The following is a 13,522-nucleotide window of genomic DNA, read 5'->3' as shown; positions in this document are numbered from 1 at the left end:
GCCACCGAGCAACCCCAGCGATCCGGTGCCGTGCTCATCTCTCGAACTCCGGAACGGTCTATGCATCGCTGCCCTCTCGGTTCGCCAACGGCTGGGCCCGTGTTCGGTGCGATCCGGCCAGAATGATGCTCTGCCCGGGGAGCGGCGGAACGGGGAATCCATCCGCCGCCGGGTCCGTGGTCACGGGGGTGGGGTCGGGGTCGGATCCCATGTGTCGGATCCGGCGTCGGACGATCAGCGCCACCGCCGCGACCACCACCACACCGGCGATCGCGGAGACCAGGCCGCGGTGGTCGGGGACGATCAGCCGCGCGGTCGCGGCGACCAGCACCCAGCCCAGCGACACCGGGATGAGAACCTTCCATCCGAAGTTCATGAACTGGTCGTAGCGCAGGCGGGGGAGGGTGGATCGCAACCAGATGAAGCAGAAGAGGAACATCCACACCTTGGCGACGAACCAGACCAGGGCCCACCGACCGGAATCGGCGCCGTCGATCAGCGTGAACGGCCACGGTGACCGCCAACCGCCGAGGAACATCGTCGCGGCCAGCGCCGACACCGTGACCATGTTGACGTACTCGGCGAGCATGAACATGGCGAACCGGAGCGAGGAGTATTCGGTGTGGAAGCCACCCACCAACTCGCCTTCGGCCTCCGGCAGGTCGAACGGTGCCCGGTTGGTCTCACCCACCATCGACACCACGTAGATCGCGAACGACGGCAACAGCAGGAACACGTACCAGGTGTGTTGTTGCGCGGCGATGATCCCCGACGTGGACATCGTGCCCGCGGTGAGGAACACCGCCGCGAAACACAATCCCATCGCGATCTCGTAGGAGATGACCTGGGCACTGGACCGCAACCCACCCAGCAGCGGGTAGGTGGACCCGGATGCCCAGCCGGCCAGCACGATTCCGTACACCCCGATGGAGGTGACGGCGAGGACGTAGAGCACCGCGACCGGGAAATCGGTGACCTGCAGTGCGGTCCGGTGACCGAACACCGACACCACCGGACCGAAGGGGATGACGGCGAACGCCATGATCGCGGGGACCACCGAGATGATCGGGGCCAGCAGGTAGATGGGCTTGTCCACGCCGCTGGGGATGATCCCCTCCTTGAGGGCCAGCTTCACCCCGTCGGCGAGACTCTGCAGGAGGCCCTTGGGGCCCACCCGATTCGGACCGACACGGGTCTGCATCCAGGCCATCACCTTGCGTTCGACGAGGATCGCGACCAGCACGGTGAGGACGAGGAACGCGAAGACGATGACGCACTTGGCGATCACCAACCACCAGGGGTCGTGCCCGAAGACGCTGAGGTCGGCTCTCATCGGGTCACCGCCGCGACGCCCGCCGGGGCGATACCCACCGGGTGACCGAGCCCGCACCCGAGGTCGACGTGGATCCGGGAGCCGATCGAGTTGATCGGTACCCAGACCGCACGGTCGGGCATGTCGGTGATTCGCAGTGGGAGCTCGACGGATCCGGCCGGGCCGGTGACGACCAGCACAGCGCCGTCGGCGCAACCGATCTCGGCCGCTGTGTCGGCCGACAGCCTCGCCACCGCTGTCGGTGCGGTCCCGGCCAGATTCGGTTCCCCGTCCTGGAGGCGGCCCAGGTCCAGCAGATGCCGCCACCCGATGAGGGTCGCGTGTCCCGCACCGGGGGCGTGGGCGGGGCCGGCCGGTGTGTCCGCCACCGAGGGCCGCGGCCCGGTCCAATCACCGACGCGCGCCAGTTCGGAGCGTGCGGTGTCGACGTCGGGAAGTCCGATGGGTGAACCCAGTTCGCGGGCCAGGGCGTCGAGGACACGCAGGTCGGGGAGGATCCCGGGCCGGTCCAGGGTGGCCGAGAACCGGCGCTCGCGCCCCTCCCAGGTGACGTAGGTACCGGCCTTCTCCGCCGCAGCGGCCACCGGGAACACGACATCGGCGCGGTCCGTCACCGCAGAATGTCGTTGCTCCAGGCTGACCACGAATTCGGCCGCGTCCAGCGCGGCGATGGCGAGCGCCGGGTCTGGCAGATCCGCGGGGTCCACGCCGCCGACCACCAGGGCGGCCAGGTCGCCGGCCGCCGCTGCGGCCAGCATGCGATCCGTGGACAGGCCGGTCGCCTCCGGAACGGGGGCGCCCCAGTGGTGTTCGATGTCCGCTCGGGCAGCGGGGTCGGACAGGGGGCGACCACCGGGCAGCACCCCCGGCAGCAACCCGGCGTCGATCGCTCCGCGCTCGCCGGCGCGGCGCGGTACCCAGGCCAGGCGGGCGCCGGTGGCCGCGACCAGGCGGCGCACCGCCGACAGCAGTCCGGGGACCGCGGCGGCGCGCTCACCGACCAGGACCACCGCACCGGGATCCGACAGACGGTCGTGTAGTCCGTCGACGACGGTGGGTTCGGCACCGGGTACCGCCGGCACCAGCGTGCCGGACATCTTGGTCAGCCCCTGTGAGGCGAACGGTGCCACCGACAGCACGGTGAGACCGCGGGTACGTGCGGCTTTGCGCAGCCGCAGGAACAGGATCGGTGACTCCTCCTCGGGTTCCACACCGACCAGGAGCACCGTGGCCGCCGACTCCAGATCCGCGTACCGTACGTCGCCTCGGCGCCCGGCCACCTCGGTGGCCAGGAATCCGGTCTCCTCGTCGCTGTGTTGGCGTGCCCGGGCGTCGACGTTGTCGGTGCCCAGGGCGAGCCGCGCGAATTTGCCGTAGGCGTAGGCATCCTCGAGGGTGAGCCGACCACCGGCCAGTACGCCCACCGATCCTCGTGCCGCACGCAGTCCGCGGGCGGCGACCACCAGTGCCTGCGACCAGGATGCGGCGACGAGGTGGCCTGCGCGGTCACGGATCAGTGGGGTGGTGATGCGATCGGCCGCGGTCGCATAGGTGAAGGCGAACCGCCCCTTGTCACAGTTCCACTCCTCGTTGACCTCGGGGTCGTCACCGGCCAGTCGGCGGGTCACCTTCCTTCGGCGATGGTCGGTGCGCTGGGCACAACCGTCCGCGCAGTGCTCGCAGACACTGGGGGTGGACACCAGGTCGAAGGGGCGAGCCCGGAACCGGTACGACGCGCTGGTCAGGGCACCGACCGGGCAGATCTGCACCGTGTTGCCGGAGAAGTACGAGTCGAACGGGACGTCGGGCTCGATCCCCACCTGCTGCTGCGCACCGCGGTCCATCAGATCGATGAACGGGTCACCGGCGATCTGCTGTGCGAAGCGGGTACAGCGGGCGCACAGCACACATCGCTCACGGTCCAGCAGGATCTCCGAGCTCAGCGGAATCGGTTTGGGGAAGGTGCGTTTCACACCCTCGAACCGGCTGTCGGTGCGACCGGTCGACATCGCCTGGTTCTGCAGCGGACACTCGCCGCCTTTGTCGCAGATCGGGCAGTCCAACGGGTGGTTGATCAGGAGCAACTCCATCACGCCGCGCTGCGCGGTCGCCGCGTCGTCGGAGGTGAGCTGGGTGTGCACGACCATGCCGTCGGTGGCCGTGGTGGTGCACGACGCCATCGGTTTGCGCTGTCCCTCCACCTCCACCAGGCACTGGCGACAGGCGCCCACCGGGTCGAGGAGCGGGTGGTCGCAGAACCGGGGGATCTGTACCCCCATCAGTTCGGCCGCCCGGATCAGCAGCGTGCCCTTGGGCACCTGCACCTCGGTCCCGTCGATGGTGATGGTCACCGTCTCGACGGGGACGGGCTGAGCGTCCGCGCGGGCCAGGGTCATCGGGCACCTCCGGCGGTCGCGAGCAGCGGTCCGTCGTCGGCGAACAACGTTGATCGGGCCGGATCGAAGGGACAGCCACCGTGACCATGGTGGGCGACGTACTCGTCGCGGAAATGCTTCAGCGACGACATGATCGGGCTGGCGGCGCCGTCGCCCAGCGCACAGAACGACTTACCCAGGATCGCCTCGGACACGCTCAGCAGGCGGTCCAGATCGCCGGGGCTGCCGCCGTCGCGTTCCAGCCCCTGCAGAATCTGCACCAGCCAGTACGTCCCCTCCCGGCACGGGGTGCACTTTCCGCAGGACTCGTGGGCGTAGAATTCGGTCCAGCGCAGCACCGCCCGCACCACGCAGGTGGTCTCGTCGAAGATCTGTAAGGCCTTGGTACCCAGCATCGAACCCGCCGCAGCCACACCCTCGTAATCGAGCGGGGTGTCGAGGTGCTCGGCGGTGAGCATCGGGGTGGACGACCCGCCCGGGGTCCAGAACTTGAGGGTGTGACCGGCGCGTACCCCACCCGCGTAGCCCAGCAGCTCGCGCAGGGTGGTGCCCAGGGGGGCCTCGTACTGGCCGGGATGGGTCACGTGACCCGACAGCGAATACAGCGTGAAACCCGGGGACTTCTCGCTGCCCATGGTGCGGAACCACTCCACGCCGTTGCGCAGTATCGCGGGGACACTCGAGATCGACTCCACGTTGTTGACCACGGTCGGGCAGGCGTAGAGGCCCGCCACCGCCGGGAACGGTGGACGGAGTCGGGGTTGGCCGCGCCGTCCCTCCAGCGAGTCCAACAGCGCGGTCTCCTCGCCGCAGATGTACGCGCCGGCGCCGGCGTGCACCACGAGATCCACGTCCACGCCGCTGCCGTCGATGTCGACGCCCAGCAGACCTGCCGCATATGCCTCGTCGACCGCGGCCTGGAGCCGGCGCAGCACCGGGATCACCTCGCCGCGGAGATAGACGAAGGCGTGGCGGGCACGGATCGCGTACGCCGCGATCACCGCGCCCTCCACCAACGCATGCGGATTCGCGGTGAGCAGGGGCATGTCCTTGCATGTACCCGGTTCGGACTCGTCGGCGTTGACCACCAGATAATGCGGCTTCTGCGCCGCCGGATTCGCTGTCTCATCGTCGGGACGGGACTGGGGGATGAACGACCACTTGGCGCCGACCGGGAACCCGGCGCCGCCACGGCCACGCAGCCCGGAGTCCTTCACCAGGGCGATGACGTCGTCGGGGTCCATCGAGAGTGCGGTGCGCAACCCGTCGTATCCACCGTGGGCGCGGTAGGCGTCCAGGGTCCAGGAGTCGGGGGAGTCCCAGTGGCGACTCAACACCGGGGTCAACGTCATCTCGGTCCTCCGGTGTCGAGGGTCGGCGGGATGTCGGCCGACGGGGCGGGGGCCGGCTCATCGCGTTCGTGTTCCCGCGCAGCGGACTCGGCGTCCGGTCCGGTCGCCTGCGAGTCATCGAGGTCGACGGTGTGGTCGGCGTCGGCGGGTGGAGCCGACATGCCGTGGGCTTCGGCGATCCGTAATCCCTGCAATGCGGGCTCGCCCACTCCGCTCGCGGCCACGGCGCCGGGCCGTTCGTCGCGGAAACCGGCCAGGATGCGGGCTGTCTGGCGGAAGGTGCACAGCGGTGCACCACGTGTCGGCGTGACCGAGGTCCCGGCGGTCAGGGCATCCACCAGGTCGCGGGCCGAACCGGGGGTCTGCTGATCGAAGAACTCCCAGTTGACCATCACGACCGGTGCGGAATCGCAAGCGGCATTGCACTCCACGTGCTCCAGGGTGATCGCGCCGTCGGGGGTCGTCTCACCGACGTCGACACCGAGGTGATCGCACAGCTCGGCGAGGATGGTGTCACCACCCATCACCGCGCACAGGGTGTTGGTACACACCCCCACCAGGTACGTTCCGGTCTCGCTGCGTCGGTACATCGAGTAGAACGTCGCCACCGCGTAGACCTGTGCGCCGGTCATCTCCACTTGCGCGGCACAGAAGTCCACGCCCGCCGCGGTGAGCTGACCGTCCACCGACTGGACCAGGTGCAGCAGCGGGAGCAGTGCCGAGCGACGTTGCGGATAGCGGCCGAGGATCTGCCCGGCGTCCACCTCGAGGCCGACGCGTACGTCGGCGGGATATTCCCGCGGGCCGGGAAGATCGTGAGCGGGCTCGTCGTGGGTGCCCAGCTCCAGGAACACCGCCTCACTCATCGGTCCACACCACCCATCACGGGGTCGATGCTGGCGACCGCGGCGATCACGTCCGCCAGCAGGCCGCCCTCGCACATGGCGGCGACGGACTGCAGGTTGGTGAACGACGGATCTCGGAAATGCACCCGATGCGGTCGGGTCCCACCGTCGGACACGACGTGCACACCGAGTTCACCGCGCGGTGACTCGATGGCCTGGTACACCTGTCCGGCCGGTACCCGGAACCCCTCGGTCACCAGTTTGAAGTGATGGATCAGCGATTCCATCGACCCACCCATGATCTTCGCGATGTGTTCGGGTGAGTTACCCATCCCGTCGGGGCCGACGGTCAGGTCGGCAGGCCACGCGATCTTGCCGTCGGCCACCATCACCGGACCGGGTTCGAGGCGCTCGAGACACTGCTCGACGATCCGCAGGGACTCGGTCATCTCCTTGACCCGGATCAGGTACCGCCCATAAGCATCACACCCGGTGTCGGTGATCACGTCGAAGTCGTAGTCCTGGTAGCCGCAGTACGGTTCCGAGCGGCGCAGATCGTGTGGCAACCCGGTCGCCCGCAAGATGGGGCCGGTGACACCCAGCGCCATACACCCGGTCAGGTCCAGGTACCCGATGCCCTGCGTCCGCGCTTTCCAGATATAGTTGTCGCTCAACAGGTTCTCCAAGTCGCGCAGTTTGCCCGGCAGCACGTCGAGGAGTTCGCGGATCTTCCCGACCGCGTCCGGTGGCATGTCCTGGGCGAGTCCACCGGGGCGGATGTAGGCATGGTTCATCCGCAACCCGGTGATGGTCTCGAACACGTCGAGGATCAGTTCCCGTTCACGGAAGCCGAAGAGCATCGCGGTGACCGCACCGAGTTCCATCCCGCCGGTGGCCAACGCGACAAGATGTGAGGAGACGCGGTTCAGCTCCATCAACAACACTCGGATGACTGTGGCGCGCGGCGGGATGTCGTCGGTGATGTCCAGCAATCGTTCCACCGCGAGGCAGTAGGCGGTCTCGTTGAAGAAGGGTGCGAGATAATCCATCCGGGTCACGAACGTGACCGCCTGGGTCCACGTGCGGAACTCCAGGTTCTTCTCGATACCGGTGTGCAGGTAGCCGATTCCGCAGCGCGCCTCGGTGACCGTCTCACCGTCGATCTCCAGGATGAGTCGGAGCACCCCGTGCGTCGAGGGGTGCTGTGGGCCCATGTTGACGACTATGCGTTCGTCGCCGAGGTCGTCCTGCTCGTCACGGTCGGTGACGGCCGCGACCACCTCGTCCCAGTCTCCACCGCTGACGGTGTAGTCGCGGTCGGGTGGTGGCCCGACGGCGTGGTCGGTCACGCTCGACATCAGATGTCCGAACTCATCAGGGCTGCAGATCCTCTCAGTTGTACGAGCGCCGCCGGTCGGGTGGTGGTATCTGGGCGCCGTGGTACTCCACCGGGATGCCGCCGAGCGGGTAGTCCTTACGTTGTGGATGGCCCACCCAGTCGTCGGGCATCTCGATGCGCGTCAACGAGGGGTGGCCGTCGAAGACGATGCCGAAGAAGTCCCAGGTCTCCCGCTCGTGCCAGTCGGTGGTCGGGTACACGTCGAACAGCGACGGGATGTGTGGATCGGTATCGGGTACCGAGACCTCGAGGCGGAGCCGATGCCCGTGGGTGATCGACTGCAGCGGGTACACCGCGTGCAGTTCCCGACCATGTTCGGATGGGTGGTGTACGCCGCTCACCCCCAGACAGAGTTCGAAGCGGAGAGCCGGATCGTCGCGCAGCACCGCGGCCACTCGGGGCAGCGCGGCGGCCGCGACGTGCAGGGTGAGTTCCCCGCGGAACACCACCACGCCCTCGATGCAGTCGCCGAGGTCGATGCCCTCGGCATCCAGGGATTCGGCGAGCCGCGCAATGGCACCGTCGAACCAACCGCCGTAGGGCGGAGGTGTGCTGCCGGGCAGCAGGATCGGACGGATCAATCGGCCGTAGCCGGAGGTGTCGCCGCTGCCCTGCGAACCGAAGAGGCCGCGTCGCACCCCGACCATCTCCTGACGTGGTGACCGCACGGCGTCGGATGAATCCACCTCGTCATCGCTCATCGGCGCGTCCCGGCGAACTCGAGGTCGACCGTCGTGGGGGTCCGGGCGGCCAGCGCCGCGCGTTCGGCGGCCTCGACCGCGGCGGCTCGGTCGGCACCGAGCGGCATCTGCTGGATCTTGTCGTGCAGGGTCAGGATGGCGTTGAGCAGCATCTCCGGCCTCGGCGGGCAGCCGGGAAGGTAGATGTCGACCGGGACCACGTGGTCGACACCCTGCACGATCGCGTAGTTGTTGAACATGCCGCCGGACGATGCGCAGACGCCCATCGCGAGAACCCATTTGGGCTCGACCATCTGGTCGTAGATTTGTCGCAGCACCGGGGCCATCTTCTGGCTGACCCGGCCGGCCACGATCATCAGGTCGGCCTGACGCGGCGAGGCACGGAAGGCCTCCATGCCGAACCGGGCGATGTCGAAGCGTCCGGAGCTGGTGGCCATCATCTCGATGGCGCAGCACGCCAGACCGAAGGTCGCGGGCCACAGCGATCCCTTGCGCATGAAACCGGCCAGATCCTCCACGGTGCTCAGCAGGAATCCACTCGGTAGCTTCTCCTCCAGACCCATGGTGACCTCCTGATCGGTGTCCGGTGTCGAACGATCCTTTGCCCCAAGCTCCCCGTGTCAGCGGTGGTGGCGATTCAGTCCCAGCTCAGACCACCGCGACGCCATTCGTAGGCGTAGGCGACGGACACGTTGACGACGAACACGACCATCGCGATCAGCCCGAACGTGCCCAGCGCGTCGAAGTGCACGGCCCACGGGTAGAGAAAGACGATCTCGATGTCGAAGATGATGAACAGCATGGCGGTGAGGTAGTACTTCACCGGGATGCGTTGCACGATCGCGGCGCGACCGTCGGCGCCCTCGCCCGGATGGCGCATGGGCTCGATTCCACATTCGTACGCCTCGAGTTTCGCGCGATTGTGCCGCCGTGGTCCCACCACCGATGCCACCACGGCGGAGAACACGGCGAAGATCACCGCTATGGATCCCAGCACGAGGATCGGTACGTAGGCGTTCACGCGCGGCTGCCTCCTTCCAGCACAGCGCGGCGGCGGGCCGTCACGACGATCGACGTCCCGGTCGAGAGGGCTGTACGGACGTGCGCACCACACTGTGACTTGTGACACACACTACGACCGACCACGGGCATGCGTCGACCTTTCGCCCACTTCGGGCGCGTCCGTCGATTGCGGTGCGGGGGAACCCGCAGGTGGATCGAGATGCGTGGGTCAGCGCCGCAGCGCCGACACCACGGCGTCGGTGAGAACGAACGGGTCGATCGGGTGGGGTACCACGGCCTCCGCACGCGACCAGTCGGCCAACCAGCGGTCGGCGGCACGACCGATCAACACGACCACGGGAGGGCAGTCGTCGATCTCGTCTTTGAGCTGTTTGGCGATGCCGAGTCCGCCGACGGGGGCCGCCTCACCGTCGAGGATGACCAGATCGACAGTGTGTGAATCCAATTCGCGGATGACCACCGCAGCCGTGGCGACCTCACGAAAGGTGAGGGGCGCGAGATCTGGGTGTGGGCGTTCTCCGAGACCGTCGATCACCTGACGTCGGGTGTCCGCATCGTCGGAGTAGACGAGAACGGTGAGTGAATCGAGGCGGTTGGACCGCTGTGGATTGTCGGTCCCGGTCGGCGCATCGCTCACGCGGCGATGCTACCGCCGACCCTGCCGCGACGGACCGTGGTGTCGAGGGCGTGTGGGCATCACTCGGGCAGGAAGCCGAAGGCGTCGTCGCCCTTGGTGCATCGCGCGAGGACGCCCTCGGTCTCGGAGGGGCCGCACTCCCACCCGTTGATCGTCGCGGGTTTGGCGAGAGCGATCTTGGGACCGAACTCGGTCGCGACCGGCATCACCACGTCGCAACCGGAGGTTCCGCTGAGCACGACGACCCGCAGTGCGCCCTCCGGCCCGTTGGCGGTGCCGCATCGGGTTCCGCTGATGTTCGGGGCCTCCTTGGACGGCGGGACGGATGTGGCCGGCGGCAGCGTCGGTCCGGGAACCGCCCGCGCGTCGGGGTCGGGCTGATCGGAGGAGGTGGCGCTCTCCGGCGAGCTGCCGCTGGACGACGCCACGGTGGCGGTGCTGCTGCCTGCCGACTGCGCAGACGTGCCACCGGTGTCGTCACCACAGGCGACGACGGTCAGGGTGACCGCAGCGGCGCAACCGGCCAGTGCGGCGGCGGACCGGAGGACGGGTGCGCGGCCGGACCGGGATCGGGTGCGTGCGGTCTTCGACAGGTGCGATCGCATGCCCCCACGGTAGGGGACGGCGTCGTCGGGGTGGCCGGGGCCGACCGATGAGGGTCCCGTGTGGCATGGGTCACTGCCTGTATAGGGTGTGATCGACGACAAAAACCTGCAGACGCGCGCAACATTGCAGTCGGCTGCAAGTTCCGTACCGTGGTGATGTGAATTCGCTGAAGGTCGTCGGGCTGCGTGAGACGAAGAAGGACGCCACGCGCCGTGCGCTGGCCGCCGCGACCCTGCGCATCGTCACCGACCGCGGCTTCGAGGCCGCGACCGCCGACGCCGTATCGGCCGAGGTCGGGGTGTCGCCGCGTACGTTTCACAACTACTTCGCGAGCAAAGAGGACGCGCTGTCGTTCTACATCGAGCAGATCGCCGAGCGACTGCTTGCCGCGCTCGAGGAGGTCACGCCCGGGGCGCCGTTGATCGGCGCCATGGAGGACGCACTGGCGTCCATCGCCTGCAGCAGCGGTGAGCGGCCCGCCGAACTGCTCACCCTGTTGCGCCTGATCGAGACCGAGCCGTCGATGACCGCCCACTGCCGTGGCGGGCAGGACGAGGCCGGCATCGACGAGCGCTTCGAGGCACTGGTGGCCCGACACGTGGCGGCGTCCCCGGTTCGCGACGCCCTGTACCCACGGCTGGTGGTCAACGTCGGCGTCGTCGCAGCCCGGACCGCACTCGAGGTGTGGACCGATCGCAATCCGACCGGGGTGCAATTGCGGACGGTGATCCGGCGCGCATTCGCCCAATTGGCGTTCGGCTTGGCCGCACCCCCGACGGCGGACGCCGCGGTCCCGGACTGACCGCCTCCCGTCATCACCACAACACCGACCGACCTCCCGCACGCTCCGACAGAACGGATCCACCGCACATGGCGACCTTTCTCTACCGAATCGGCAAATGGTGTTTCGGCAATCGCTTCAAGGTCATCGGCATCTGGCTGCTGCTGCTCGTGGGTATGGGGGTCGCCGGTACCGCTCTGAGCGGACCCACCAGCGAATCGTTCTCCATCCCCGGCATCCCGTCGGAGAAGGCGCAGAACCTGATGAAGGAGCGATTCCCCGACAAACCGGGATTCGAGGACTCGGTGACGGTCAAGTACGTCATCAAGGCACCTGCCGGAACCAGCCTCGAACAGCAGCGCTATCAGGACGCGATCAACGCGATGGTCGACGGGATGAAGTCCTTCGACGGGGTGAAGAAACCGGAGTCGATCGTCAACCCGTTCGTCGGGTACGGCACCGAGGCCAAGCCCGGGCCGCTGCGGCAGGCCACGGTCGAGTTCCAGGAGAAGAAACTGAACCTCGCCCCGGCCGCGGCCCAGCAGGTCGCCGACGCGGGGTCGCCCATCAACACCGACGGGACCGTTGCCCAGCTCGGAACGGGTTTCGACGTCAAGGCCGCCGACGACGTCACCGCCAGAGCTCACGATCAGATGACGGCCGTCGCCGACCAGGCCCGCGCCGCCGGTCTCACCGTGGCCATGAACGGGACCGCGACGCAGTCGAACGACTTCGGCGGTGCCTCGGAGTTGATCGGGCTGGCGGTCGCCGCGGTGGTCCTGATCCTGACCTTCGGCTCGCTGGTGACCTGGGGGATGCCGATCCTGTCGGCCATCGTCGGTGTGGGTATCGGCACCTTCGGGGTGTCGGTGGCGACCGGCTTCATCGATCTGAGCTCGCAGACCCCGATCCTGGCGACCATGATCGGCCTGGCCGTGGGTATCGACTACGCCTTGTTCATCGTGTCGCGATACCGGCACGAGCTGCTCACCGCCGACACCCGTGCCGAGGCCGCGGGCCGGGCTCTCGGGACCGCCGGGTCGGCTGTGGTGTTCGCCGGTCTGACGGTGCTGATCGCTCTGGCGGCGTTGTCCATCGTCAACATCCCGTTCCTCACCGCGATGGGATTGGCGGCCGCCGGGACCGTGCTGACGTCGGTGCTGGTCGCCCTGACGCTGCTGCCCGCCCTGCTCGGGTTGTTCGCGGGTAAGGCATTCGCCGGACGGTTGCGCTTCCTCAACCCGCCGGACGTGCAGAAGACCGACACCCCACGTCGCTCCAACGGGCGGCGCTGGGTGGGTCAGGAGTCGCGACGACCTGCGCTGTTCGCCGTCCTCGGTGTCGTGCTGCTCGCGGTGATCGCCATCCCACTGACGGGGTTGCGATTGTCGCTGCCCAACGACGGCACCAGCGACCCGGGCACCTCACAGCGACAGGCCTACGACCTCATCGCCGACGGATACGGTGCCGGTTACAACGGTCCTCTGGTGGTGGTCGCCGACGGCCGCGGAATTGACGCACCGGCCCAGCGCATCGACGCCTACAACGCGTTGACCAAACAGATCGCCGGGATGAAAGACGTGCGCAGCGCGCAGATCTCGGCGGGTGACCTGACCGCGAACGCCGACACCGCATCCATCTCGGTCATCCCGCGCAGCGCCCCGAGTGAGACCGCGACCCAGGATCTGGTGAAGGACCTCCGCGGCCAGGAGGGTGGCGTGCAGTCGCGGTTGCAGGTGTCCTACGGGGTGACAGGACAGACGGCGATCGAGAACGACGTCTCCGAGCGCCTACAGGACTCCCTGCTGCCGTATCTGCTGGTGGTCGTGGGCCTGGCGTTCCTGCTGCTGATCCTGGTGTTCCGGTCCATCCTGGTTCCGCTGACCGCAGCGCTGGGCTTTCTGCTCAGTGTCGCGGCCACCTTCGGTGCGACGGTCGCGATCTTCCAGCGCGGTGACCTCGGCTTGATCGGCAACCCGCAACCGATCGTCAGCTTCCTGCCGATCTTCCTGATCGGGATCGTGTTCGGCCTGGCCATGGATTATCAGGTGTTCCTGGTCACCCGGATGCGCGAGGAGTACGTGCACGGCGCCGGTGCGCGTGACGCGGTGGTTCGGGGATTCGGTCACAGCGCGCGGGTGGTCGCGGGCGCGGCGGCGATCATGATGTCGGTGTTCGCGGCCTTCATGCTGCAGGACATGTCGTTCATCAAGTCGATGGGCTTCGCGCTGGCCGTGGCGGTCTTCTTCGACGCGTTCGTGGTGCGGATGACCCTCATCCCGGCTGTGCTCACCCTGCTCGGTGACAAGGCCTGGTGGATCCCGAGGTGGTTGGACCGGATCCTGCCGCAGGTGGACGTGGAAGGTGATCAGCTGACGAAGTACCTCGCCGCACGCTCCGGCGACGGTGACGAGAAGCGCGAGCTCATCGGCACCCGATGACCCGCGTG

The 13,522-nt window shown here is 67.9% G+C and carries 12 protein-coding genes; 2 read left to right on the top strand and 10 right to left on the bottom strand.

Features of this window, described 5'->3' with window-relative positions:
* Window positions 1-58: 58 nt before the first annotated feature.
* From nuoH to BW971_RS09340, 10 genes are all read right to left on the bottom strand, one after another.
* Window positions 59-1,333 (bottom strand): NADH-quinone oxidoreductase subunit NuoH, encoded by a 1,275-nt coding sequence (gene nuoH, locus BW971_RS09385; RefSeq protein WP_076478796.1) that lies wholly within the window; start codon window positions 1,331-1,333, stop codon window positions 59-61.
* A complete protein-coding gene (locus BW971_RS09380; protein ID WP_076478794.1) occupies window positions 1,330-3,729 on the bottom strand; it encodes an NADH-quinone oxidoreductase subunit G in 2,400 nt (799 codons plus the stop codon). The genes nuoH and BW971_RS09380 overlap by 4 nt, the downstream gene beginning before the upstream one ends.
* Window positions 3,726-5,081: an NADH-quinone oxidoreductase subunit NuoF gene (gene nuoF / locus BW971_RS09375; protein ID WP_076478792.1), complete on the bottom strand. Its 1,356-nt coding sequence runs from the start codon at window positions 5,079-5,081 to the stop codon at window positions 3,726-3,728. The genes BW971_RS09380 and nuoF overlap by 4 nt, the downstream gene beginning before the upstream one ends.
* Complete coding sequence (gene nuoE, locus BW971_RS09370; RefSeq protein WP_076478790.1) at window positions 5,078-5,947, bottom strand: NADH-quinone oxidoreductase subunit NuoE; 870 nt, start codon at window positions 5,945-5,947, stop codon at window positions 5,078-5,080. The genes nuoF and nuoE overlap by 4 nt, the downstream gene beginning before the upstream one ends.
* The gene (gene nuoD / locus BW971_RS09365; RefSeq protein ID WP_076478788.1) at window positions 5,944-7,284 is read right to left on the bottom strand and encodes an NADH dehydrogenase (quinone) subunit D; all 1,341 of its coding nucleotides are present in this window, start codon (window positions 7,282-7,284) and stop codon (window positions 5,944-5,946) included. Before nuoD ends, nuoE begins: the two co-directional genes overlap by 4 nt.
* Window positions 7,285-7,318: 34 nt before the next feature.
* A complete protein-coding gene (locus tag BW971_RS09360) occupies window positions 7,319-8,026 on the bottom strand; it encodes an NADH-quinone oxidoreductase subunit C (RefSeq protein ID WP_076478786.1) in 708 nt (235 codons plus the stop codon).
* A complete protein-coding gene (locus BW971_RS09355) occupies window positions 8,023-8,589 on the bottom strand; it encodes a NuoB/complex I 20 kDa subunit family protein (protein WP_076478784.1) in 567 nt (188 codons plus the stop codon). The genes BW971_RS09360 and BW971_RS09355 overlap by 4 nt, the downstream gene beginning before the upstream one ends.
* A gap of 74 nt (window positions 8,590-8,663) precedes the next feature.
* Window positions 8,664-9,047, bottom strand: a complete 384-nt coding sequence (locus tag BW971_RS09350) for an NADH-quinone oxidoreductase subunit A (RefSeq protein WP_076478782.1) — start codon at window positions 9,045-9,047, stop codon at window positions 8,664-8,666.
* A 210-nt stretch (window positions 9,048-9,257) separates the two neighbouring features.
* Window positions 9,258-9,686 (bottom strand): ANTAR domain-containing protein, encoded by a 429-nt coding sequence (locus BW971_RS09345; protein ID WP_076478780.1) that lies wholly within the window; start codon window positions 9,684-9,686, stop codon window positions 9,258-9,260.
* A gap of 59 nt (window positions 9,687-9,745) precedes the next feature.
* Window positions 9,746-10,291 (bottom strand): hypothetical protein, encoded by a 546-nt coding sequence (locus BW971_RS09340; protein WP_083709575.1) that lies wholly within the window; start codon window positions 10,289-10,291, stop codon window positions 9,746-9,748.
* A 158-nt stretch (window positions 10,292-10,449) separates the two neighbouring features.
* On the opposite strand from BW971_RS09340, the gene BW971_RS09335 reads away from it, so the two are divergent.
* Both BW971_RS09335 and BW971_RS09330 read left to right on the top strand, forming a co-directional pair.
* A complete protein-coding gene (locus tag BW971_RS09335) occupies window positions 10,450-11,094 on the top strand; it encodes a TetR family transcriptional regulator (RefSeq protein ID WP_159441845.1) in 645 nt (214 codons plus the stop codon).
* Window positions 11,095-11,162: 68 nt separating this feature from the next.
* A complete protein-coding gene (locus BW971_RS09330; protein WP_076478778.1) occupies window positions 11,163-13,514 on the top strand; it encodes an MMPL family transporter in 2,352 nt (783 codons plus the stop codon).
* Window positions 13,515-13,522 lie beyond the last annotated feature (8 nt).

The sequence above is a fragment of the Williamsia sterculiae genome, from assembly GCF_900156495.1.
Taxonomy (GTDB): Bacteria; Actinomycetota; Actinomycetes; order Mycobacteriales; family Mycobacteriaceae; genus Williamsia_B; species Williamsia_B sterculiae.
The sequence above is the reverse complement of the archived record's forward strand: the minus strand, read 5'-3'. Positions and strand labels throughout refer to the sequence as shown.